Origin of the sequence: Streptomyces sp. NPDC088252, from assembly GCF_044740965.1 — a bacterium.
GTDB lineage: Bacteria > Actinomycetota > Actinomycetes > Streptomycetales > Streptomycetaceae > Streptomyces.
On the sequence record NZ_JBIURS010000015.1, the window covers coordinates 145124 to 169109 of the forward strand.

19 protein-coding genes and 2 pseudogenes are annotated in these 23986 nt (G+C 69.1%); 8 read left to right on the forward strand and 13 right to left on the reverse strand.

From position 1 onward, the window contains the following. The first annotated feature begins 10 nt into the window (after nt 1-10). From ACIOHC_RS27995 to ACIOHC_RS28005, 3 genes are all read left to right on the forward strand, one after another. On the forward strand, nt 11-424 hold the full coding sequence (locus ACIOHC_RS27995; protein WP_030980891.1) for a roadblock/LC7 domain-containing protein: 414 nt from the start codon (nt 11-13) through the stop codon (nt 422-424). An 89-nt stretch (nt 425-513) separates the two neighbouring features. Next, nucleotides 514-1122 (forward strand): DUF742 domain-containing protein, encoded by a 609-nt coding sequence (locus tag ACIOHC_RS28000; RefSeq protein ID WP_376208560.1) that lies wholly within the window; start codon nt 514-516, stop codon nt 1120-1122. Continuing rightward, complete coding sequence (locus ACIOHC_RS28005; RefSeq protein WP_014048542.1) at nt 1103-1684, forward strand: ATP/GTP-binding protein; 582 nt, start codon at nt 1103-1105, stop codon at nt 1682-1684. Before ACIOHC_RS28000 ends, ACIOHC_RS28005 begins: the two co-directional genes overlap by 20 nt. Before the next feature lie 84 nt (nt 1685-1768). Here ACIOHC_RS28005 and ACIOHC_RS28010 read toward each other — a convergent pair whose 3' ends face one another. The 8 genes and pseudogenes from ACIOHC_RS28010 to ACIOHC_RS28045 all read right to left on the reverse strand — a co-directional run. Further along, entirely contained in the window at nt 1769-1972 is a 204-nt protein-coding gene (locus ACIOHC_RS28010; protein ID WP_351087362.1) for an acyl-CoA carboxylase subunit epsilon, read from the reverse strand. Nucleotides 1973-2038: 66 nt separating this feature from the next. Then, nucleotides 2039-3622, reverse strand: a complete 1584-nt coding sequence (locus ACIOHC_RS28015) for an acyl-CoA carboxylase subunit beta (protein WP_376208557.1) — start codon at nt 3620-3622, stop codon at nt 2039-2041. A gap of 87 nt (nt 3623-3709) precedes the next feature. Continuing rightward, on the reverse strand, nt 3710-4192 hold the full coding sequence (locus ACIOHC_RS28020) for a hypothetical protein (protein WP_351080745.1): 483 nt from the start codon (nt 4190-4192) through the stop codon (nt 3710-3712). Continuing rightward, the gene (locus ACIOHC_RS28025) at nt 4179-6557 is read right to left on the reverse strand and encodes a polysaccharide lyase 8 family protein (RefSeq protein WP_351080747.1); all 2379 of its coding nucleotides are present in this window, start codon (nt 6555-6557) and stop codon (nt 4179-4181) included. The genes ACIOHC_RS28020 and ACIOHC_RS28025 overlap by 14 nt, the downstream gene beginning before the upstream one ends. A gap of 58 nt (nt 6558-6615) precedes the next feature. Continuing rightward, nucleotides 6616-10488, reverse strand: a complete 3873-nt coding sequence (locus ACIOHC_RS28030) for an endo-alpha-N-acetylgalactosaminidase family protein (protein WP_401844404.1) — start codon at nt 10486-10488, stop codon at nt 6616-6618. A 188-nt stretch (nt 10489-10676) separates the two neighbouring features. After that, nucleotides 10677-10892, reverse strand: a complete 216-nt coding sequence (locus ACIOHC_RS28035) for a hypothetical protein (RefSeq protein ID WP_401844407.1) — start codon at nt 10890-10892, stop codon at nt 10677-10679. A gap of 333 nt (nt 10893-11225) precedes the next feature. Then, a complete protein-coding gene (locus ACIOHC_RS28040; RefSeq protein WP_351080752.1) occupies nt 11226-12815 on the reverse strand; it encodes an ABC transporter substrate-binding protein in 1590 nt (529 codons plus the stop codon). A 529-nt stretch (nt 12816-13344) separates the two neighbouring features. After that, nucleotides 13345-13578: pseudogene (locus tag ACIOHC_RS28045) on the reverse strand (ATP-binding protein); the annotation flags it as partial. A 187-nt stretch (nt 13579-13765) separates the two neighbouring features. On the opposite strand from ACIOHC_RS28045, the gene ACIOHC_RS28050 reads away from it, so the two are divergent. After that, nucleotides 13766-14680, forward strand: a complete 915-nt coding sequence (locus tag ACIOHC_RS28050; RefSeq protein WP_351080754.1) for a phytanoyl-CoA dioxygenase family protein — start codon at nt 13766-13768, stop codon at nt 14678-14680. A gap of 141 nt (nt 14681-14821) precedes the next feature. Here the strand turns inward: ACIOHC_RS28050 and ACIOHC_RS28055 are convergent, their stop codons facing one another. Next, complete coding sequence (locus ACIOHC_RS28055) at nt 14822-16012, reverse strand: cytochrome P450 (RefSeq protein ID WP_365693702.1); 1191 nt, start codon at nt 16010-16012, stop codon at nt 14822-14824. A 196-nt stretch (nt 16013-16208) separates the two neighbouring features. Here ACIOHC_RS28055 and ACIOHC_RS28060 point away from each other — a divergent pair. Next, nucleotides 16209-16313, forward strand: a pseudogene (locus ACIOHC_RS28060) (helix-turn-helix domain-containing protein); the annotation flags it as partial. A gap of 197 nt (nt 16314-16510) precedes the next feature. After that, nucleotides 16511-16648: a hypothetical protein gene (locus ACIOHC_RS28065; RefSeq protein ID WP_401844410.1), complete on the forward strand. Its 138-nt coding sequence runs from the start codon at nt 16511-16513 to the stop codon at nt 16646-16648. A gap of 378 nt (nt 16649-17026) precedes the next feature. Here the strand turns inward: ACIOHC_RS28065 and ACIOHC_RS28070 are convergent, their stop codons facing one another. Continuing rightward, nucleotides 17027-18547: an alpha/beta fold hydrolase gene (locus ACIOHC_RS28070; RefSeq protein WP_401844412.1), complete on the reverse strand. Its 1521-nt coding sequence runs from the start codon at nt 18545-18547 to the stop codon at nt 17027-17029. Nucleotides 18548-18920: 373 nt separating this feature from the next. Between ACIOHC_RS28070 and ACIOHC_RS28075 the strand changes: the two genes are divergently transcribed. Beyond that, the gene (locus ACIOHC_RS28075; RefSeq protein ID WP_401844414.1) at nt 18921-20150 is read left to right on the forward strand and encodes a glycoside hydrolase family 64 protein; all 1230 of its coding nucleotides are present in this window, start codon (nt 18921-18923) and stop codon (nt 20148-20150) included. A 95-nt stretch (nt 20151-20245) separates the two neighbouring features. Here ACIOHC_RS28075 and ACIOHC_RS28080 read toward each other — a convergent pair whose 3' ends face one another. Continuing rightward, nucleotides 20246-21439 (reverse strand): macrolide family glycosyltransferase, encoded by a 1194-nt coding sequence (locus tag ACIOHC_RS28080; RefSeq protein ID WP_401844416.1) that lies wholly within the window; start codon nt 21437-21439, stop codon nt 20246-20248. Between the two features lie 479 nt (nt 21440-21918). Next, nucleotides 21919-22443 carry a hypothetical protein gene (locus tag ACIOHC_RS28085; protein WP_351080766.1) on the reverse strand — a complete coding sequence of 175 codons (525 nt, stop codon included), beginning with the start codon at nt 22441-22443 and terminating at the stop codon, nt 21919-21921. 211 nt (nt 22444-22654) lie between these two features. Here ACIOHC_RS28085 and ACIOHC_RS28090 point away from each other — a divergent pair, with 211 nt between their 5' ends. Then, nucleotides 22655-23275 carry a YceI family protein gene (locus ACIOHC_RS28090; protein WP_351080768.1) on the forward strand — a complete coding sequence of 207 codons (621 nt, stop codon included), beginning with the start codon at nt 22655-22657 and terminating at the stop codon, nt 23273-23275. A gap of 123 nt (nt 23276-23398) precedes the next feature. Here the strand turns inward: ACIOHC_RS28090 and ACIOHC_RS28095 are convergent, their stop codons facing one another. Continuing rightward, the gene (locus tag ACIOHC_RS28095; RefSeq protein WP_401844420.1) at nt 23399-23845 is read right to left on the reverse strand and encodes a hypothetical protein; all 447 of its coding nucleotides are present in this window, start codon (nt 23843-23845) and stop codon (nt 23399-23401) included. Nucleotides 23846-23986: the final 141 nt, after the last annotated feature.

Below are 23986 nucleotides of genomic sequence, written 5' to 3' on the forward strand. Positions count from 1 at the left end.
TGTGAGCCCGATGAGCCAGGCGGCGCAGAATCTCAACTGGTTGATCACCAACTTCGTGGACAACACCCCCGGGGTGTCGCACACGGTGGTGGTCTCCGCCGACGGACTCCTGCTGGCCATGTCCGAAGGATTTCCGCGCGACCGCGCCGACCAGCTGGCGGCTGTCGCCTCCGGCCTGACCTCGCTGACCGCGGGCGCCTCGCGGATCTTCGAGGGCGGCGCCGTCAATCAGACGGTTGTGGAGATGGAACGCGGATTCCTCTTCATCATGTCCATCTCCGACGGATCGTCGCTGGCCGTTCTCGCCCACCCGGACGCCGACATCGGTCTGGTCGGGTACGAAATGGCCCTTCTCGTCGACCGCGCGGGCACCGTCCTCACCCCGGACCTCCGTGCCGAACTTCAGGGAAGTCTTCTTAACTAGTAGACAGACAGTGCGTTTCGCGCCACCGCGCCATAAGGTGCGGTGGCGCGGACCTACTGGAATCGGGACCGGCAGGCGGAGGAGGAATCGTGACAACACCCCCAGGCGGACACCGGTACGACGGTGACCGGAACGTAACGGGTGAGCACGGGGACAACCGTTTCAACTTCCCCTCCGCACCCAGCGGACAGGGCGCCCAGCAGCCGTACCAGTCCTATCAGCAGCCGCAGCAGCCGGGCTCCCCCCAGGGCCCCGGATGGCCTCCGCAGCGGCCGCACCACTACGACTCGCCCCCGTCGCCCCGCATTCAGCCCGTGCAGCCGCGGCAGGCCCCCGAGCCGACCGCTCCGGCCGCGCACAATCCGCTGGTCCGTCCGTACGCCATGACCGGCGGCCGGACCCGACCGCGCTACCAACTCGCCATTGAGGCGTTGGTCAGTACCACGGCCGATCCGTCCCGGTTGCAAGGGCAGTTGCCCGAGCACCAGCGGATCTGCCGGCTGTGCTTCGAGATCAAGTCGGTCGCCGAGATTTCGGCACTGCTCTCGATCCCGCTCGGCGTTGCCCGAATCCTCGTAGCCGACCTGGCAGAGGCCGGACTCGTCGCTATCCATCAGCCCGGCGGCGACGAGTCCGCCGGCGGCCAGCCAGATGTGACACTGCTCGAAAGGGTGCTCAGTGGACTTCGCAAGCTCTAGCGGCGGAGCAGCCCGCTCCACTACCTCCGCGAAGATCGTGGTGGCAGGGGGCTTCGGCGTGGGTAAGACCACGTTCGTCGGTGCCGTTTCGGAGATCAATCCGCTGCGCACCGAAGCCGTGATGACGTCCGCGTCCGCGGGCATCGACGACCTGACGCACACCGGGGACAAAACCACCACGACGGTGGCGATGGACTTCGGCCGCATCACCCTGGACCAGGACCTGATCCTGTACCTCTTCGGTACGCCCGGACAGGACCGCTTCTGGTTCATGTGGGACGACCTGGTCCGCGGCGCCATCGGCGCCGTCGTCCTCGTCGACACCCGCCGCCTCGCCGACTGCTTCCCCGCGGTCGACTACTTCGAGAACAGCGGACTCCCCTTCGTCATCGCCCTCAACGGCTTCGACGGACACCAGCCCTACACCCCCGACGAAGTCCGCGAAGCCCTCCAGATCGGACCCGACACCCCGATTCTGACCACGGACGCGCGGCACCGGGCGGACGCCAAGAGCGCGCTGATCACGCTCGTGGAGCACGCGCTGATGGCGCGGCTGCGGTAGGGCCCGGCGGACATGCGGAAGGCCCCGCGCTCCTTCGGGAGTGCGGGGCCTTCCGGTTGCGCTGCGTCCTGGGACCGGGCGGGCTCAGCCCTGCCAGGAGTGCGGGGCGCGGAAGCCCGGGGTGCGCTCCAGGCGGCGCCATCCGGCGGTGCTGCGACCGCGATGGGCGGGGGGCGCGGCGGGCTTGGCGGCGGCGCGGGCGAGCAGGACCGCGGTTATCGCGGCCAGCTCCTCGGGGTCGGCAAGACCCTTCTCGACGCGTAGCACGGACTCGCTGGCAGTGCTCATGGGTGGTTTCTCCGTCTTCTCGGCAGGTCTTCGCAGGCTCGGCAGGGCCGCCGCGGGGGCGGCGGGCTACTGCGGCGGGTTGCCGTGCTTGCGGGACGGCAGGTCGGCGTGCTTGGAGCGGAGCATGGCCAGCGAGGCGATCAGTACCTCGCGCGTCTCGGCGGGGTCGATGACGTCGTCGACCAGGCCACGCTCCGCCGCGTAGTACGGGTGCATCAGTTCGGCCTTGTACTCCTTGACCATGCGCGTCCGCATGGCTTCCGGGTCCTCGGCGTCGGCGATCTGCCGACGGAAGATGACGTTGGCGGCACCTTCGGCGCCCATCACCGCGATCTCGTTGGTCGGCCAGGCGTAGGTCAGGTCGGCACCGATGGACTGGCTGTCCATCACGATGTACGCACCGCCGTACGCCTTGCGCAGGATCAGCGAGATCCTCGGCACGGTGGCGTTGCAGTAGGCGTAGAGCAGCTTCGCACCGTGCCTGATGATTCCACCGTGCTCCTGATCGACCCCGGGCAGAAAGCCGGGTACGTCCAAAAGGGTGACGATCGGGATGTTGAATGCATCACACATCTGGACGAAGCGGGCGGCCTTCTCGGAGGCCTCGATGTCCAGGACGCCGGCGAGGGTCTGCGGCTGGTTGGCGACGATGCCGACGACCTGGCCGTCGAGCCGGGCCAGGGCACAGACGATGTTGCGGGCCCAGCGCTCGTGGATCTCCAGGTAGTCGCCGTCGTCGACGAGCTCCTCGATGACCTTGTGCATGTCGTAGGGGCGGTTGCCGTCGGCCGGCACCAGGTCCAGCAGGACGTCGCCGCGCCGGTCGGCGGGGTCGTCGCTCGCCACGGTGGGCGGGTTCTCCCGGTTGTTGGACGGCAGCATCCCGATCAGGTAGCGGACCTCGGCGATGCAGGTCTCCTCGTCGTCGTACGCGAAGTGCGCGACGCCCGAGGTCTCGGCGTGCACATCGGCACCGCCGAGGCCGTTCTGGGTGATCTCCTCGCCGGTGACCGCCTTCACGACGTCCGGTCCGGTGATGAACATCTGGGAGGTCTCACGGACCATGAACACGAAGTCGGTGAGCGCCGGGGAATAGGCCGCGCCGCCCGCGCACGGGCCGAGCATCACGCTGATCTGCGGGATGACACCGGAGGCCCGGGTGTTGCGCTGGAAGATCCCGCCGTATCCGGCGAGCGCGGACACGCCCTCCTGGATACGGGCGCCCGCGCCGTCGTTCAGCGAGACCAGCGGGGCACCGGCGGAGATGGCCATGTCCATGATCTTGTGGATCTTGGTGGCGTGGGCCTCGCCCAGGGCGCCGCCGAAGATCCGGAAGTCGTGCGCGTAGACGAAGACCGTACGGCCGTCGACCGTGCCCCAGCCGGTGATGACACCATCGGTGTACGGCTTCTTCGCCTCCAGGCCGAAGCCGGTCGCCCGGTGCCGGCGGAGCTGCTCGACCTCCTTGAACGAACCCGGATCGACCAGCAGCTCGATGCGCTCACGCGCCGTCAGCTTGCCCTTGGCGTGCTGCGCCTCGGTCGCGCGGTCACTCGGTCCGCGGCGGGCCTGCTCGCGCAGTGCCAGCAGTTCGGCCACACGGCCACGGGTGTCACTCGGCTCGCCCGGGGTTTCGTCCACAACGGTCATGTACCGACCCTACGAAGCCCGGCAAGCAAATCCTGCCGTCGACTCCGTACAGTCTCCTGACCCGTTTCCTGGTGGAGCCGGACAGAATCATGGCGACATGCACGCGAAGTACCAGCCCCTGCGGGTCCGTCTTTGTCCGGGTCCGACAAAGGCCCACTGTGGTCTGCTGCACATTCCTGTCAGCCTCGGGGTGTCGGCCGGATGGGCGTCCGGGACCTTCCGAACGCCTTCGAGCCGGTGCCGCACCGGGTCGCCGGGGTGAGCGACGGTCGGCGGCACCGCCTCGCGGAAGGCCTCCCGGACAGCGGCCGGCATGACGTCGGAGACGTCCGGGCGGAGCGGCACCCGCTGATCGGTGAGCCGACTGCCGATCCGCCTCTCGACCGCCCCGCCCTCGGCGTGCACGGCGGAATCCGGCGAGAATACCCCGGCCGTGCGGCCCCATTCCTCCTGGGCCCCGCGGGAGGCGAGCCCCTTGAGCGGGTCGCGGGCCGGTGCGGACCGGCCGGACAGAGCACCGCTCCCAGCCCCCGGACACACTCCGGTCACCCGGTGTCTACCGGACGTCACACCGCAGGGTGCCTCCCTCGGTCCCCGGGCGGATCCTCAGCACCAGCCGTCGGCCGGTGGCGCGCACCTCGATACCCGGGTCCGCCGTGACGACCTCGTGCACCGGCCGGTCCCAGACCACGTCCACCGGCGCACCGGTACGGTCCGGCCCGCTGACGCACACCGTGGTGGTGCGCCGCCCCTCCCGCACGAGCACGCTCGCCGCGGCCGTGACGGAGAGCGGACCGGCCGCGCCCGGCTGCCAGAAGTTGGCGGCGGTCAGCCCCAGCGAGGGGACGGCGACCGCCTGCGCGGCTGCGGTGTTGGCGTGCACCGTCAGCCACTTCCGGTCGGCCGCGCGGGCGGTGACGGCGCGCCGGGAGGCGCCGGGCATCAGCAGGTAGACGTAGTCGGCGTCGACGGGGTCGGTGCCGTGGTCGAGCCAGAGCGTCTGGTAGCGGCGGGTGCGGCGCTCGGTGGAGCTGGTGGTGTTGATGTCGGACCAGGCTCCGGTGCGGTCCTCGCGCAGGGTGCGCAGCTCGGCACCGCCGGGCAGGACCCAGCCACCGTGGCCCTCCAGATGGGCCCAGCGGGGGGTGGTGGAGGCGTCGACGGTGAGCGGTTGCGTGCCGCCCTCGCCGAGCATGCGGTTGTCGACGATCGTCTCGACGGGGACCTGGTCGGTGGCGGTGATGCCGGCGCCGAGGCAGATGACCGTATCGGCGGCGCAGAACCACGACTTGCGGGCCTCCAGGGTCGAGCCGAGGCCCTTGAGGTGCTGGCCCACCGCGCCGAATTCGCCGTCCGTGGCGCCGCCGACCCAGGTCACCGCGGGCTTGGGCGCGCCCCATTCGCCGCCCGCCCGGTCGGCGAGCCGCTTGGTGGACACGGTCGTTCCGGGCAGCCGGTAGAAGTCGACGGTCGGCCAGAACCAGTCGGTGTACTGGTCGTTCTCGTTCTCGCCCGGCCACCAGTAGAGCATCCCGGCGCCGGTGTGCCAGCCGCGCGGATTCTCGCCGTTGCCGCACTCGTAGTGCGAGATCCGCTCCGAGGCCATGGAGATGCCCGCGGCCCAGTGCGGGCGCCGGTGCACGGCGCGGGCCATGCCGGCGAAGAGGTGGTGGCCCACCCGTTCGCGCGCGGCCGGTACGGCGGTGGCCTGGACGGCGTGCAGCCGGGCCAGGTCCGCGATGCCGAACTGGCGGGCGGTGAGGACCGGGCTGGTCCGGTCGCGGGCGATCCAGCCCTTGATCAGTCCGTGCCACCGGTCGCGCTCGGCGGCCGAGGCGCCCGCGGCGAGGAGCGCGATCCCGGCGATGATCCCCTGCCCGTGGAAGTGGTCGCCGCGCATCACCCTGAGTTCGTCGCTCTTCAGGAGTCCGCGGCTGACGGCACGGCCGTTGACGCTGTCCATGACCAGGCCGTTGTAGATCAGCGGCGCGTACGCCCGCTCGACGCTGTCGAGGATGACCTGACGGGCCGGGTCGGTGACGGCCCAGCTCGATCCGGCGAGCAGCGCGAACAGGCGGCCGAGGCCGTCGAGCATGACCTGGCCGTAGGTGCCCGAGTAGGCGATGGTGGTGTGCTGGATGAACGATCCGTCCGCGTACAGGCCGTCTCCCCCGGTGACGTACGGGAAGACGGGTGACAGCGCGTCCCGGGCCAGTGCGATCTTGGCGGGGGCCCTGCCGAGGACGCCGCGCAGGGCGACGGAGCGGCACAGGTCGACGCGGTTGGCGCCGGTGGAGGTGCCGCTGTAGTCGTGGAGCACGGTGTCGGGGACGAAGTGGTCGACGGCGGCGCAGGCTGCCTCGACGCGGGCCGTGCCGAGCTGCTCGTACAGGACGGACGTGATGTCCATGAGGATGCGCGGGCTGCCGATCTGCCACTCCCACCAGTTGCCGTAGGGCGTGACGGAGGCGTGGTAAGCGGTCTGCGCCAGGTGGTCGTAGCCGCGGACGATGTCGGCGAGGAGAGCGGCGTCGCCGGTCGATCCGGTGCCGGGCTGGGCGTACGCCTGGGTCATCGTCCACAGGCGCCCGTAGCTCTGGGTGATGCCGGACGGCGGGTCGTACGGGATGCCGGGCCACAGCGAGCCGGTGGCCGGGCTCATCGTCGTCCGGAATCCCCGGGCGAGCGTGCCGGTCCCGGTGAGGCGGGAGGCGAAGGGTTCGGCGGCCGCGTCGTAGCCCGAGCCGAGCGCGATGTCGGCCCAGCGTCGGCGCAGGACGTCGAACTCGTCGGCCTCGGCGGCGGTGGCGACCGTCCCGGATCCGGGCAGGGAGAGCGCCACGGCGGTGGCGGCCGAGAGGGTGAGCAGGGTACGGCGCGGCCATACGGGCGGGTTCGGCATGTGCGGCTCCAGGTCGTCGGGGGGGTACGCCATCGCACGCGGGATGCGGGGTGGGTGCGCACGGTGCGTACCCACCCCGCATCCTGCGATCTCAACCACCGCAATGGAAGCGGGCGTCACCCCAGTCCGCGTGGTCGTTGCCGTTGCCGTCCCCGCCGTCGCCGACGACGAGTTCGACGTACTTGGCACCGGTGACGTCCGCCGTCAGCGGCCAGGCGTTGTCGGCCGCCTTCAGGACCGGTGACTTCACCTTCTCGGTGCCGTCGGCCGTGACGCCGAACTGCACGCTGCCGCGTGACGTCTGTACGTCGTCCACGCCCACCTGGGCGGTGAAGCTGGTGCACCGGCCGCCCAGGTAGTAGCGGATCCTCGCCGGGGCATGGCTGCCGAGGCCCTTGGTGTAGACGGTTCCGCCGATGGTCAGCGGGGTCCCGTCGCCGCTGCCCTGCTCACCGTTGGAGAGGTCCCGCTCGACGGGGCCCCAGCCGTTCTCGGCGGCCGTCCAGTCGAGGTCGCTGGCCCAGCTGTCGGTGGTGGGCGGCGGCGGCAGGGTCCGTACGGAGGTCTGCGCGCCGAGCGTGCGGCGTGCGTCGGCGACCGTGTACGACGCCTCGGAACTCAGGCCGTAGGTCTGGTACTTGGCGTCCACCGGCGGGGTGACCCGCCAGCTGCCGGTGACCTGGGCGCCCGCCGCGACCGAGTCGAAGGCGACGGCGCCCGCGGGCTCCGCCTTCCAGCCCTGGGGGACGGTCAGGCTCAGCGCGACGCCGGTGGCCGCGGTGGCCTCGTAGTTGGTGAAGCTCGCCTTGACGGTGTTGGCCGCGCCCGGCTCCAGGGTCTCGGCGCCCGCGTCGACGGCCAGCGTGCCGCAGGCGGCGATCTCACCGGCCGGGGCCGGGCCGAGGTCGGTCACGGTGAACGCGTCGAGGACGAAGTCGGCGCCGTCGGGCGCGTCGCCGCGCTTGCGCAGCCCGGTCCAGGTGTCGCCGCAGCCCGCGGTGACGGTCTCGGAGAAGTGGCCGGTGGTGCGCTGCTGTCCGATGGGGGTGGCGCGGGTCTCGACCGAGCTCGGCTTGCCTTCGGCGGTGATCCGGTCGTAGCCGTCGACCCACTCGTACGCCCCGGCGTGGCTGGACTGGTAGTCGTACTCCACCTTGTACCGGTGGCCGTCGGTCATCGGCACGGTCCAGGGCGCGGTGCGGTAGACGAGTCCGCCGTTCTCCTCGTGGGCCTTGAGGGACTCCTTGCCGCCGATCACGTCGTCGACGAGCTTTCCGTTCCAGCCTGCCTGGGTGTACGGGGCGTGCAGCTGGGAGATGACGGTCCGGGGGTCGGTGGAGCCGCCCGCGTCGCCCTTGAGGAAGGGGCCCCAGCCCTGGTCGACGTCCTCGAAGTCCTCGTACACGACCGTGTTCTTCCTGGTCGCCGGGGCATTGGCGACGATCCGTACGTCGTCGGCGCGTACCGTCGCCGTGCTGCCCGCCGCCGCCTCGATACGGAGCGTGGCGCGGCCGTTCGCCGGGGCGGTGAAGTTGACCTCGGCGCGCTGGAAGTACGTGCCGTGCCAGTCGGACGCGGCGACGTGGTCCTTCGCGGTGGAGCGGTCCACGGCGACGGACCCTCCGCCGATCGAGAGCGTCGTGTGCCGGGTCCTTCCGGGCTGGACCTCGATGAGCGCGGACGCGGTGTAGCGCTTGCCGGGCTTGAGGCCGTCGATGCGCTGCGAGAGCGCCGCGGTGGAACCGCCGGAGAGCTCGGCGCTGTTGCGGCCCTTGTCGTCGGTGTCACGGGCGACGGTTCCGGTCTTCGACCAGGCCCTCAGCCCGTTGTCGTTGAAGCCGGGGTCGTCGACCGGGGTGCCCTGGCCCCACTGGACGTCGACGGCCTTCGGCGCCCGGTCCGGATAGAGGACGTAGGGCTGTCCGGCCTCGGCGGTCAGCGTGATCTTCCCGTCGACGGGCTTGACCGTGCCGGTTTTGACGCGCCCGTTGTCGGTGAGCTCGTAGACGGTGTACGCGCCCTTGGACGGCACGGCCCACGTGCTGGTGCCACCGGACCTGCTGTAGTGGTAGAGCTTCTTGCCGCCGTCCCACGGCAGCAGGTAGTCGGTGCCGCTGAGGACCTTGCGGCCGTGGTCGTAGAAGGTCCGCTTGCCGTCCTCGACCGTGCCCCGGACGTCTCCGGTGAAGGTGATGTCGTTGCCGTCCCAGCGGATGATCTTCTGCTGCTGGGCGTACTTGGCGGGCAGGTCGCGCTGCCAGATGTTGTCGTAGAAGACGTTCCAGTCGGTCTCGCCGGTCCAGCCCTCGAACTCGTCGATGGCGGTCTGGCCGAGGACCGGGTCGTTGTTCCAGGTGTCCCGCTCGCCGTTGCGGATGAAGCGGATGATCTTCGAGTTGAGGCCCTTGTTGGTGGCCCCGCCGTAGTCGAGGTCATTGGCCCAGTGCGACCACAGGGTGCCGCGCTCGAATTTGTCGGACCATTCGCTGCCGACGTTCCAGCCCTGCTTCTGCACGGCCTGGAGGGTCTTGTCGGCGATCCAGCCGTGCGTGTAGTAGACGTCGATGTAGAGAAAGCTCAGATTGCGGTCGGTCTCGTCGCGCAACTGCTGGAAGCGCTTGGCCAGGTCGCCGCTGTTGATGTCGCGGCGCTGGTCGATGTAGTAGCTCTGGCCCAGCCAGTTCCAGCCCGGCCTGGTCTTGTCGACGAGCTGCTCGTCGAACGCCCTGGCCTCCGGGTACGCCTCGGTGGCGTTGACGTGGACGCCGAAGGTGGCGCCCCACTTCTTGCCGTCCTTGAGGAGCTCGTTGAGGTCCTTCAGCCCGCCGGCGCGCTTGTTGTAGTCGCCGCCGTAGTCGGGGTGGGCGGAGTCGTGCCCCTCGGAGGCGTACCCCTTGAGGAGGGCCAGCTGCCCGAGGCCGTCCGTGGACTGCGAGATCCGCTTGACGTCGTCCAGGGTCCGCAGGAAGGGATGGGTGGCCTGGCTGGCGAAGTTGAACGGGATGTGGGTGATGACCCGGTCCGGGGTGTCCTCGCTGCCGGGCGCCTTGATGCCGATGGAGCGGAACGCGACGGCTCCGTCCTGCCAGTCGACCTTCTTGTCGCCGTTGGCGTCGGGGGTGACGACGACCTTCGCCCAGGGGAGGTCGTCCCCGCTCTCGGGCTTCGGCGCGCCGTCGCCGCGGTAGGTCCACTGTCCGGACCAGACCCCGACCCGGACACTGCCGTCGTCCGCCTTGCGCGCCTGGTGCCAGAACCGGGCGTCGTCGCCGCCGGTGGCACCGGAGGGCTTGTCGTACGAGGAGTTGGACTCGACGGCCGCCGCGAGGGAGCCGGTGTTGACGATCGCGTACGAGGCGCCGGCCGGTGCCTTGTCGGGCGCGGTGTCCGCGGTGACCGGGGCGAAGACGTCGGCGGTCTTCGTCGAGTCGTTGTCCAGCCGGGTGAAGGCGGTGGCGGCGCCGGTGTCCGTGGAGCCGACGGAGACCAGGTCGTGTCCGGGTATGTCGATGGTGCCGACGCGGAACGCCTCGGTGTCGCGGACGGCCGTGACCTTGAAGGTGGTGGCGCGTCCGGAGACGGAGAGCGAGGCGTCGATCTCGATGCCGGGCAGGTCGGTGAAGGTCAGCGTGTAGCGGACGACCGAGCCGGTGACCGTGGGCGAGCCCTTGAGCTTCACGGGGTGCGCGGTGCCGTTCAGGGTGACGGCGGTGACCGGCTGCGTGCTGCCGAGCAGTCGGCCGCCACTCGCCCTGTCGGTGTACGCCAGGACGCGGGGGAAGTCGTCGGCGACGGCGACCGAAAGCTGCGCGGACTGGATGACGGTGGCGTCCGCGGGCACGGCCGACTCGACTGCGGCGGGTGACGGGGCGGCGGCGTCGGCGGGGAGCGCGGTCCCCACCAGCGCCAGGACGGCGGCTGAGGCGGCGGCGACAGCGCCCGCCGAAGTGAATCTTCGTGACATGTGCTCTGCGTAGTGCCCGTGGCCGGACACCGTCAACGACGTGTGGCGGCTCGGGCCGCTCCAGTCCAACAACCGCCGTGCGTAAGTCCAAGTGGACGGTGACGGCCTGGTCCGCTCTCTCGTGCACCAGGCCGTAAGTGTCCGCCGCCCGCGGTGTGGTGGCGGGCCGTCGGGGAACGGGACGGCCGTCAGGCGGGGCGGTTCGCGGCACGGCGGTCGGCGGCGCTGCCCGGCCCGTCGCGGGGTGCCGGGCCGGCCTCGGCGCCGGCGGGTGCGTGGAGCTGCATGAAGACCTGCTCCGTCTCGATGGCGACCGGTGCGCCATGGTCCAGAGTGATCAGGTGCAGACAGAGGTCGAGGCCGCCGAGCACTCCGGCCGCGGTGTGGAACGGGTCCGCGTCCACGACCGAGCCAGGTGGATCGGGTGGCGGCACTGTCCGGCTTCGCCTCCCCAGCGAGCCTGCGCCACCACTTCTCCCGGCTGACGGGCACCACACCACGGGCCTACCGCACGAGGACCGGGGCGGCACGCCCGGCGAATCCCGGCGCAAGAATCTCCGGGCGTGGGGACTGAGAACGCAGGCCGGGGCCGATCACCAACCCGCTCACGAGGGCGACGACGTGGGTAGCCACTGACGCGCTACCGACGAGAACCGCCGCCCCCGCGGGCACGCCCCTCTCACCGGCGAGATCACCGACCCGACAGGCTTGGCGTCAGCCCTGCGGGACAGCCGGACTCACGGTGCCGTGCCGAGCTCCCAGAACCGGAAGACGGTCGACGTGTCCAGGCAGTTCTGCAGGCCCCGGACGTTCTCGTGGGCGACCGCGTACTGCTTTCCCTGCCACAGCGGCAGGAGCGGCAGTTGCTCCGCCACGATGTCCTGCAGTTTGCCGAACTCCTCCCGGGTGTTCGAGCGGTCGGTCACGGACGAAGTCTGCGGGATGATCCGCTTGATTATCTCGCTGTTCTCGTAATTGTTCGACAGGACATTGCCCTTGCCGAAGAACGGCTGAGTGAAATTGTCGGGGTCGGGATAGTCCGGCACCCATCCCTTGACGTAGATCCCGTACTTTCCGTCGGCGATGTCCTTCTCGTACCGGTCGAACGGGACGGACTTCATCTTCGCCTCGAAGAGACCGCTCTTGTTGAGCTGATCGGCGATGGTCTGCAACTCGTCGTCGGTGGCGGGCCCGTAACGGCTCGGCGTGGACCACAGGGTGAGTTTCACCTTGTCGGTGATCCCGGCGGCCTCCAGGGCATCCTTCGCGCGTTGAGGCTGCGCGCTGTCGCCGTAGGTGTCGAAGAAGGACGTGCCGTGGCCGGTGATGCCGGCCGGGATGATCGAGTAGAGCGGCGCCGCCGTGGACTGGTAGACCTTGCTGACCAGGGAGTTGCGGTCGACGAGATAGGCGATGGCCTTGCGCACACCGAGCTTGCCGACCACGGGGTCGGCCATGTTGAAGACCATGTGCTGGACCTCGGCGCTGTCGCCCTGGACGACCTCGATGCCGTTCTTCTCCGCGGTGGGCGACATGTCCAGGGCGGCTATGGCCTTGGCGGTGAGGCCACGGTAGGCGATGTCGACATCGCCCTTCTCCAGGGATGACTTGAGGGCCTGCTGGTCACCGCGGAAGAGTTTCAGCGTCACGCCGCTGTTCTTCACCTCGGCCGTGCCGTGGTAGCCGGAATAGACCGAGAATTCGGCCTTCGACTTGTCGATCGAATCCAGCATGTAGGGACCGGAACCAACCGCCTTGCCGCCCTGAAGCAGCCTGTCCTTGGGGTAGACCCTATGGTCCACGATGGACCCGGCACCCGATGCGATCTTGCTGGGAAAGATGGCGTCGGGCACCTTGAGACGGAAGACGACGGTCTTTTCGTCCGGGGCACTGATCGCCGAAATGGTGGAGAGCAACGGCGCCGGGCCCGCCGGGTCATTGATTTCGATTGCCCGGTCGAAGGAGTATTTGACGTCCTCCGATGTGAGGCTGTGGCCGTTGCTGAACTTCAACCCGTCACGCAAAGTGCAGGTGTAGGTCCTGCTGCCGTCCGAGAAGCCGCAGTTCTTGGCGGCCTCCGGCACAGGTATGGAAGCCCCGGGCGGGAAGCTCAACAAGGACTGGAAGACATTGTTGAACAACAGCCAGGACCCGGGGTCGTACCCCGCGGCCGGATCTGTCGCAAGAATGCCGTCGGACATCCCGACGACCATCTTCTCCTTGCTGTCGAATGCAAAGATCTGATCGTCGGAGCCGCAGCCTGTCAGCAGCGCCATTGCTAATCCCCCGGCGATGAGGATGCTCGACCACCTCGTACGAACCTTCACAGAACGTGCCTCATACTCTCGGCCGGCCGTACGGGTGCCCCCTGACAACCGGATCAGGTCAGGAACAACTGCTAACACCACGACCGTCCAGCACTGGCGGCAGTCCGGGCGCGGAGGTGCGGAACGACTACCTGTCAGGACTCGGTGTCCAACAGGAATTCTACGCGCGGTGACTGGCAGGAACATTACAAGAAATGAACGGCGGTGGACAGGTCGTGATCGATCTTGTGGCGCGTCGAACAACCCAGTAGTACACCGCCCGGCCCGGCGGCAAACCGCGCGGCAGGGAAATCTTCCGGCCTTCGGCACCGTCGGCCCGGGATGCCCGATATCGGTACGCGACAAGGAAGACAAGCCGGGCCGAGAGAGACAGTGAGGTATTCATTGTGCGACGACAGCCACTTCGGCCCGGTCGGCATTAATCCCCTATTGCAGCAACTGTCGGCCGAATAGGTCGGACAGCAGGAATCCTCCACCTGCGGCGAGAGACCGGCCGACCGCCGGAGGTCTCGGGGGTGACCGTGTCACCTCATCCGGAGAGCACATCGGCGAGCCCGTACGGCTCCGGGCACGGGTCCGGTCCACGCACCACGAACTCGCACCACACCACCTTGCCGGTATCCCGTCCCCCCACACCCCACTTGTCGGCGAGCGCCGCCACCAGCAGCAGCCCGCACCCGCCCTCCGCATCGGGAGCCGGGTCCGCGGCGACGGGGCGCACCTCCCCGTCGCCGCTGTCGTGGACCTCGACGCGCAGCACACCGGCCCCGTCCTCACCGTTCCCCCTGCCGCCTGGGCCGCCTTCCTCGGTGCCACGCCCTGAGGTGGACACCCGCCCCACCCGTCAGTGATTCCGACTCAGGTGCGGACTGGCCAACCGGCCGATAGAGATGGGCACTTCGGACGGTAAACCGCTTGCCCGCGTCAACCCACCCGATGATTCTGGCCCGATGGACCTCGAAGAAGCGGCACAAGCGTGGCGTGAAGACGGCTTCGTCATCCTCCCCGGCTTCATCCCAGCCGATGAGCTGGAGCCCGCGACGGGCGAACTGGACTTGCTCTTCCCGTCCGCTGAGGGGTTCCACGACGCAACCGATGCGCGACGCGAGCGCTTCATCGGCGACCAGTTCGCCGGGATCGACTACTTCCCGTTCGCCGGCACGGAGATCAGCCTGCTGGCTGTGAACCACCGGATCCTGACGCTCGCCGAGACGCTGCTGGAAGACGACGGCTTCCAGATCTACGGGGCGGAGGCCTGGGCGAAGTACGCCGGCGCCAGCGACTACGACCAGGACCTGCACCGCGACTACCTGGGCCACACCCTCCTGGTGCCCAGCACCGCACCCGGCTTCCGCCAGCTGGAAATGTTCGTGTACCTGGCGGACGTGCCCGAGGAATTCGGCCCGGCACACCTTGTCTCCCGGAAGCACACGGCCGACCTCCCTGCCGTGCCCGACAGGCATCTGCGGCCCGGCCTCGAAAGCAAGACCCGCTTCCATGACGGCAGCGGAAGCCCGCACCTGTACGGAGCGCAGGTGTCCGCGGCCGGTCCGGCCGGGACAGTCGTCGCCTTCGAGATCGGCACCGTCCATCGCGCAACGGCCATGACCGCGCCGCGCGGCGCCCGCTACACCATGCATCTGAACTTCCGTCCCTCCGGGGTCCATTGGGGTCAGCGCCGGGGCTGGGCCTACACCGCCGCACAGCGGGACTGGTTCACGTTCGTCGAGCGGGCCACCCCGCGCCAGCTCCAGGCATTCGGGTTCCCGCCGCCTGGGCATCCCTACTGGACACCGGAGACGCTGGCCGGGACGGCGCTGCGGTATCCGGGGCTCGACCTCACGCCTTGGCGCAGGCCCGGCTGACCCCCTACCGCACCGCATCGCGTGGCCATATCGGCGAGGCCGGTGCGGACGTGAGCGCAGCCATCGTCGATCACCGCAGGCGAGCAACCACAGCGGCGGCGGGCGATCGTAAGCGGCCTCGACCGTCACCGGCTCTCGCGGTCATGCGTCCCAGGTGACCGGAAGGCTCTTGACCCCGTAGATGTCCGCGGTCTCCGGGCGCAGGCCGACTTCTTCAGCCGGTACGGCCAGGCGCAGCGTGGGGAAGCGGTTGAGCAGTGCGGAGAACGCGACCCGCATCTCGACGCGGGCCAGCTGCTGGCCCAGGCACAGGTGGATGCCGTGGCCGAAGGCCAGGTGGCCGCCGTCCTGCCGGCGGAGGTCGAGCAGGTGGGGATCGGTGAAGCGCTCGGGGTCACGGTTGGCGGTGCTGTACGACAGGACGACCGTTGTTCCGGCCTCGATGGTCTGGCCGCCCACCTCGACGTCCACCAGCGCCGTCCTCATGAACGTCTTGGCGACGCTCAGATACCGCAGCAGCTCTTCCACGGCCTGGTCGGTGAGCGCGGGGTCGGCGCGCAGTGCGGCCAGTTGCGCCGGGTTCCGCAGCAGCGCGAAGGTGCCGAGGGACAGCATGTTCGCTGTGGTGTCGAACCCGGCCGCCAGCAGGATCAGGCCGATCCCCTGCAGTTCCTCGTCGGTCAGGTCGCTGTCGGCGAGTTCGCTGAGCACGTCGTCGGTGGGGTTCGCACGCTTGGCGGCCACCAGCTGTGCGAGGTAGTCCTGGGTCGCCGTGTAGGCCGCTATCAGGTCCTCGTCGGTCGTCTCCCCGCTCATGAACTTGTCGATCTGTTCCTGGAAGGAGTCCCGGTCCCGATACGGCACCCCCAGCAGCTCACAGATGATGATGGTGGGGATCGGCTTGGCGAACGCGGTCACCAGGTCCGTCGGCGGCCCGGCCTTCTCCATGGCATCCAGGCAATCGGTGGTGATCTGCTCGATGCGTTCGGTGAGCACGCGCATCCGCCGTGCGGTGAACTTGCCCGCCAGTGGTTTCCGGTAGCGCCCGTGCTGTGGTTCGTCCATGAGGAGGAACTCGCCGGGTGGCGCCGGAGGGATCTCGAAGTCGACCACGTTCAGGAGCTCTTTGCGCGAGCTGAACCGCGAGTCGGCCAGGACCGACCTGACCAGGTCGTATCCAGTGATCAGCCAGCCGGGCTTTCCGCCGGGGTGGGTGCAACGGCTGATGGGGCCGTGCCGACGTGCGTCGATCAGCTCTGCCGGCGGGTCGAAGGGGCAGCCGGGCTGACGCTCCGTCGGCAGCGTCGTGACGGTGTGGAGGGATTCGCTCATGACTGTGCCTCATCTCGCGACGTCACGTGTTTGACAGAAGTCGAAAGCTACGTTGCATTCGGAAAATCGTCAATCATTCGAAATGCGTTTGCGCAGATAGAGTGCAGTAAATTGATGCAATGAGCGGCGATCGAACGCAATGATTCGTTGCAATGAGTGAAAGCAAAGGCAATACTGGCGGCATGCCAGTGGGCGGCTGACCCAGCGGGACCGTCAGCGCATCGCGGCCGGACTCGTCGACGGGCTCACCCACGCGGAGATCGCCAGGCGGCTCGACCGGCCGACCTCGACGATCAGCCGCGCGGAGTCGCCGGAGTCCTCCGCACCCGAACACGCGGCGAGCGGCTCCATGACCGGAGGGTAGCTGGGGCCACCGGCGGAGCACGTCGCTCGCCGTCCAGCCGCTTGCCGGGGACTCGGTCACTGATGGCAAGTCCGCCGGCGCACGACGCTCATCTCTCCCTTGCCGGGCCATCCCGCCTGGCACGTGATCCCCTCGTGGGCGATGGTGGCGCCTGGGGGCTTGCTGCCGCCCGCCTGCGGTTCATCGCCGAACGGGCCGGCTCGCGCATCGCGGAGATCGACGCCACGCACGCGGTGCCGGCCCCACAAGCCCAGGCTGCCACCGCCCCCTGAAGGAATCGGCCATGTCGAACTTCACCCCGTACCTGGAGCGCAACCAGGCTTTCGCGGCCTCCGGTGCCCAGGCCGACGTCCCCCGGATCCCGTTCATCCCCTTCAAGCAGCTGTACCTGATCACCTGCATCGATCCGTGCATGGAGCCCGCGGCCGTGCTGGGCGTCAGGCTCGGAGAAGCGATCGTCGCACGGAACGTCGGCGGCCGCGTCCTCGGGCACGCACACCTGAGCAGCCATCCGGCGACAGCCGATATCGACACGCCTGGGGCCGACATGGTCGGCTCCAGGCGCCCCTCACGAACTGGTACGCGGGAGCCGCCTGGCTCACAGGCGCCCGCCTTCGGCCGTCGTCGGCCGGTGGCCCGTCCCTTCGCGATCAGTTCTGCGCGGCGGGGGCACAGCGGCTCCCGGCGCCCGGGAGTTTCCGCTCCATGAGGTAGTCGTCCACGGCGCCGCGTGTGCAGTCGCTGCGCCCGTAGACGCTGTGACCCGCGCCCTCGTACGGCAGCAGGACGGTCGTCCCGCGCGTCTGCCGGTGCACATTGGTCGCCCACGCGTAGTTGTTCGCGGGATCGTGCAGCGAATGCAGCATGAGGATCTCGGGTGCCTCGGTGACGCGCAGACGGTGCTGCGGGTTGTTCACCTCGTTCGGCCAGCCGACGCATCCGGCCACCGCCGGGTGTACGCGTGGCGAGCCGCGCAGGTGCGGTGCGGCCCGTAGTTCGGCTTCGGTCAGACCGGCGTACTCCCTGTAGTCCTTCGGCCGGAACCGCCAGTCCTGGCAGAACACCGCGGAGAACGGTTCCGCGCGGGTCTGCTCCTCTGCTCCCTGCGGTGTCCGTGGTCGAGGCTGCTGAGTCGGCCGCCTTTCCTTCGGTTCCCGTTCCTGTGCGTCGAGCCCGGCCACATAAGTGGCCAGCTCGTCCCAGTGGGGGCCGTAGAAGTACTCCTTGAAGGCCTTGAATGCGATCGCGGTCGCGGTGAGAGCCTGGTCGGGGCTCCGCGGATCGTGTATCTCCCCTCGGTCCGCCCTGGCGAGCAGGTCGTCCCATACGGCGGTGACGTCCCGGCCGTTCAGGGCGCACGAGCTGGTGGAATCACACCACTTCACGAACTGGTGGAACGAGTCCTCCGCCGTGGCCGCCGAGGAGACGAGAAACTCCCGGGCGCCGAGGCTGTGGTCGATGTTCGCGGTGAGGGCCATGGTCCGGATCCGGCCGCCGTACTGCTCCGCGTACTGCTCGCCGATCAGCGTGCCATAGGAGTGGCCGAAGTAGTTGATCTTCTTCTCGCCCAGCGACCTGCGGATCGCGTCCATGTCCCGGACGACGCTCAGGGTGTCGGCGTGGTCGAAGACCGGGCCGCTGTGCCGTCGGCAGTCCTGGCGTAATGCCCGGTTGTACTCGGCGAGTTGATCGAACTCCGCCTGGTCGCGGGGGTAGGACGACGGCGCTTGGTCCAGCAACTTCGTTGAGCACTTGACCGGTTGGCTGCCTCCGACACCCCGTGGGTCGAACCCGACGATGTCGAACCTCTCCTGGACGTCCGTGCTGAAGTGGGACGTGGCACGCCGTACGACGAAGTCCACCCCCGAATCGCCCGGTCCACCCATGTTGACCAGCAGCACGCCGATCCGTCGATCCGGATCGGTCGCCTTGCGGCGGGCCACCGCGAGATCGAACTTCTCCGCCGACGGGCGTGCCCAGTCGACGGGCAGGCGCAGGGTCCCGCATTCCGCTGCGGCGTCCTTGGGGCACGGTTTCCAGTCGATGGCATTCTGTGTCGCCGGGCTTCTGCCGGGAGGGCCGGCATCCGCCGCCTCCGCGCCCGGCATCGATGCTCCGGCGAGTACTCCAGCGGCGAGCACTCCGGTGAGCGCCCTGAAGAGCGGTTGCATGAAGTCCTTTCCATGGTCCTGCACAGGGGAACAGGGGGTTGCCCCCTGGTCGAACGTGACAGCGTGGCAACCGGGCCACAACCGCGTGAGACGCGAATCAGGGAAGGCACCGGGACGTGATCGGGGTTGTCCTCCGGGTGGCGTCCCAGGGGTTGCCCCTCCGCCCCCCGAGTCTTCCCTGGACTCGGTGCAGCCCAGCCAGGGGCATCAAAGCGTCGAGTTGTGAAGACTTCCAATTTTTGAGAGCGCTCTCAAGCACAAGTCTTGACGCCCGTCCCGGCCAACACGAGAGTGGTGCGCACCGCGGACGCCCCGCCCCGTTCCCGCACGATCGCCCCGTCCGTGGCCCCCCACACACCTCGGGAGTCCTCTCGTGATTTCGCGCAGACTGTTCCTGACGGGTGGCGCCGCAGCCTCGGCGACCGCTCTCACCTACCCCCTCTGGGGAACCGCCCTGAGCCCCCACGCCTCCGCCGCCCCCGCGACCTGCGAACTCGCCCTGCAGAACCGCTCGTTGCCGGGCAGGGTCAACGCCTACGTCACCGGCCATGAGCAGGGCACCGGCCGCTGGGTGCTGCTGCGTGCCGACGGCGGTGTCTACCGTCCCGACTCCCCCGCCGCGCCGCAGACGCCACTGCCGGTCGACTGCGCGATCCCGTTGACCGCGGCGGGCGGCGCACCGGTCGTGCTGACGCTCCCTCAGATGTACGGGGCTCGCGTCTACTTCGTGCGCGACGACACCCTCACCTTCTATCTCAACCCCGGCCCCGCCCTCGTCGAGCCGGCGTTCGCCACGTCCACGGACGCCAATTACGGTCGGACCTGGTCGTTCTGCGAGTTCACCTTCAATCCTCAGCAGCTGTACGCGAACATCAGTTACGTCGACCTCGTCACCGCTCTGCCGATCGGTCTGACCCTGGAGGGCGACAGCACGCACACCGTGGCCCCGCTCCCGGACGGTGCGGTCCAGCGGATCGCCGACGGTCTCACCGCCCAGGCCGCCGCCGACGGACAGCCGTGGGACAAGCTGGTGATCCGCGGTGCGGACGGCGGTGTGCTGCGGGTGATCTCGCCGCAGAACCTGATGGCGCCGTTCTTCGACCGGCCGGACGAGATGCCGTTCCGCGATGTGTTCACGGCCTACATCGACCAGGTCTGGGAGAAGTACCGCTCCACCGATCTGCGGATCGATCTGCAGGGCGGTCGCGGTGTCCGCACCGGCCGGGTGAGCGGCGACCTCCTGACCTTCGACGGCGGGCACTCCTTCACCAGGCCGGCCTCCAAGGACGTCTTCACCTGCAACCACGGCCCGTTCGCCAACAACCCGGGCGACCCCGACGACAAGAAGGCGCTGCTGGCCCGGCTCGCGGCCGGCTTCAACCGCTCCCTGATGCTCACCCACCCCGACCAGCCGAACGGCACCTCGGCCGCGGACTACTACCAGGGCGTGGCGACCAACCACTGGTCGCGCGTCGTCCACGCCAACACCCCGATCGGCTACGCCTTCCCGTACGACGACGTGCGCCCCGACGGGCAGCCGGACGTCTCGGGCGCCGCGAACGACGGCAACCCGCGGCGGTTCACGGTGAGCGTGGGGGCCTGAGTCCCCCACGACGAGGACCGGCCGGCCGCCGTGGGCCACAGACGCGTGTGCTGCGCCCGCGGGAAACCCGCGAGCGCAGCACACACAGTCCCGTTCTACTGGTGGGACGCCGGCGGGACCAGCATGTTCTCGATCAGGTCGGCGGCCCGTGCGGCGCCACCCTCGCCCCGTACCTCGGCTCGCAGCAGTGCCGAACGCCGCGTGACGGCCGTATCGGTGACGAGTCCGATGAGAGCGGCCCGCAGGTTCGCCGCGGTCGCTTCCGCGGTGTCGATGCGGCGGGCCACTCCCAGTTCGACGAGCCTGTCGGCGTTCTGGAACTGGTCGGCGGCCTGTGGGACGGCGATCATGGGAACGCCGGTGAACAGCCCTTCGCTGCTGCCGCCCATCCCCGCGTGAGTGACAAAGGCGTCGGCCTGTTCCAGCACCGCGAGTTGCGGCACCCAGGAGTGCACCTCGACGTTGGACGGGATGTCGCCGAGTTCCCTCCGGTCCGTACGCTTCCCGATCTGGAGTACGACGTGCCAGCCGGGCAGGTCACCGAAGGCGGCCAGGCACCGGCGATAGAACTCCGGCTGGTGTGTGAACGCCGAGCCCAGCGAGATCAGCAGCACGTTCTCGGCATCGACCGGACGCGTCCAGCCGCCGTCGGCCGCCCGCGTGCCGAAGCAGGGGCCGACGAACTCCACCGTGTCGGTGTCGACCCGATCGGCATGCGGCTGCATGGCCCGGGGGATCGTGGCCACGGTATGCGCGGGGCGTCCGCCGAAGGCGTCCATGTCGGTGGTGGACGCCCCGCAGTCGGTGAGCCACCGCGTGAACCGCGCTCGGTACGCGTCGGCGCCCGGCAGTTGCCACAGCTGTGCCGCGACCTCCTGGTCGTAGCCGTTCCACGCGACGTACGTCGGTGACAGCTGCATGAGAGGGCGACCCTGTGCCTCGGCGAGGGCGCGCGCGGCGTAGGCGCCGATGTCGTACAGGTAGAGGTCCGCGCGGTCGTGGTCGTAGGCGGCGCGCAGTTGCGGAAGGGCCTGGACGGCGTCGTCGAGGAAGACGCCCATCGCATCCATGGGGTCGTCCGGCCAGCTGTTGTCGGCGACCGGCAGAACAGAGCCGTAGGGGACGAATTCCGCGCCGGTGGCTGTGATCACGTCCGCCATCGCCGGGTCGTTGGCATAGGTCACCCGGTGGTCGCGGGCCACCAGTTCACGAATGATTTCGAGGCTCGGCAGGATGTGGCTGATGACAGGGATGCCGACCATCGCGATGTGGGCACGGCGACGGGTCATGGAGGATCAACTCATTTCAGGTCTACGGCGAAACGGACACGACGAACCGGTGCGCCACCGTCCGGGAGGAGGTCCTGCCGTCGGGACGCACGGGCGTACGGGAGAGGAGCCGGTGGCTCCGCCCGCTCGTGTCAGCCGTAGATCTGATGGAAGTGCATGCCGGGGACCTTAGCTTGCCTCGGGCCCCCGTGCACAGTGTTTTATCGCATGCTCCGGGCCAGGGACGGCGACGGCGACGGCGACGGCGACGGCGACGGCACAGGCTCTCCGCCGGCCGACCGGCCGGCCCGTTCGCCGTGGCCGACCACGACGAACGCCCCCGCGTCCGTGTCGAGTTGCACCTCGCCGTTCCTCCCGTGCAACGACGTCGGCCTCCACGACCGCGAGCAGGTCATGGAGGCCGAGGTCACGCGGACCCCGAATCGGCCAACGGCGTCCGTGGCGGAACGAGGCACCCCGTGCGAGCGGATACGACGCGGTCAGCAGCCGCCGCAGTTGTAGTACGTCACGTCCCAGTGGTTGCCCTCGTCCGCGTAGATGTTGCCGGAACCGGCCTTGTACTGGGGTGCGCCGTCGCCGCGCAGCCCTATGTAGGTGAAGACGCCGTGGACGTAGTTCGTGAGGCAGGTGGACTTGCCGAAGTCGAGCTTGTAGCCGTTCCAGTGCGAGTACGTCCCACTGGCGTGCCCGGTCTCGGTGCCGCCGGTGATGTTCAGCGCGCAGCCCGTGGCGCTCTTGAGGGTCTGGGCGCCCTGGGCGGTGGCCAGGTTGAGCTGGTCGAACGAGGTGCAGGTGGACACGTTGCGGTTGGAGCAGTTGCCGGAGGACGACCAGGTGATCCCGGACGAGCTGAACCGGGCGGTGGCCTGGGCGTGGGTGAGCTTCGTGTCGGCGTGGGCCTGGGTGGCACCGCCGCCGAGGACGCCGACGCCGGGGGCGAAGAGGACGCCGAGGACGAGGGCGAGGGCGGTCAGGACGGGGCGCAGTGTCATACGGGACACCATGAGGGGATCCTCCTGCTCATGACAAGTAAGGGGCAGGGAGATACTGCCCGAGTTCTACGCGCGTCGCCAGGGGGTGGCGAAACCCGAGGCCCTTCCCGCAACAATTCACACGCCTGATGTTGAACTTTGAACTAGGTAGCGCTACAGTCAATCTCGTTGAAGGTTAAACAACAACTTCACCGCCGCTCGATCACGTCCCCGAGGAGGAGCCATGGCTCTGTTCAACCGCAAGAACAACAACGCCCCGTCCGCCACCATCGCCACCACCGTGGACCCGGCTCTGGCCGCCCTCACCGGCGACTACACGATCGACCCGGCGCACAGCAGCATCGGCTTCACCGTCCGCCACGCCATGGTCACCAATGTGCGCGGCTCCTTCGGCGAGCACGAGGGCAGCCTGAAGCTCGACGGTCACGACCCCGCCAACTCCACCGCGTCGATCGACGTCAAGATCGCCAGCGTCGACACCGGAATCGCCGACCGCGACGGCCACCTGGTCAGCGGCGACTTCTTCGACGCCGAGAAGTTCCCCCTCATGACGTTCCGTTCCACGCAGGCCGAGCAGCTCGGCGGCGACGCCTACCGCATCACCGGCGACCTCACGATCAAGGACGTCACGCGCCCCCTCTCCATCGACCTGGAGTTCAACGGCTCGGCCACCGACGTCTACGGCAACGAGCGCGTCGGCTTCGAGGGCAGCGCCGACATCCTGCGCTCCGAGTGGGGCCTGACCTGGAACGCGGCGCTGGAGACCGGCGGCGTGATGGTCAGCGACAAGGTCAAGCTCAACTTCGACATCTCCGCGATCAAGGCCGCAGCGCCGCAGGCCTGACGCGTCCCGCCGCCTCACGCCCGAACCCGAGCGCGCCCGCCTTCCCCTCCCCCGCCAGGGACGGAAGGCGGGCGCTCGGCGTCCGGGCGATGCTGCGGCCTGCCTGGACCTGATACGTGCCGGTCAGCCGGTCGGGCCCGCGTGCGCTTCTCGGTGCATGCCCATGCACAGCGCCCAGACGGCGAGGATGTTGACGGCGATCAGCACCATGGCCCACAAGGGGTAGTACGGCAGCCACAGGAAGTTGGCGATCACGCCCAGACCGGCGACGGCGACACCGAAGAAGCGCGCCCACAGGGCTCCGCCGAACACGGCACAGCCGGCGAGGACGAGAACGATGCCCAGGATGAGGTGCACCCAGCCCCAGCCCGCCAGGCTGAACTCGAACACGTAGTGGCGCGTGAAGACGAACAGACGGTCCTTCGTAAGGGCCGCGATCCCCTCGAAGATCGCCATGGCTCCACCGATGACCATCAGGACTGCTGCCAGGACGGTGGTACCGGATGTGGGCGCGTGCGTGGGGCTCGGGTACGTGTGGCTTGCCGCGGTCCCGGTCGTGTCACCGGCCATGTCGATCTCCTTGGATGGCAGAACCGTCGTTCCGGCGGCAATGCCGGGACCGACGGGATCCCCGTCCCCCCTGTCAGCGAGATCCCCATTCCTCTTCGTTTCAGCGTGTCACGGCGGCTGCGCGTCGGCACTCCGGGCGAC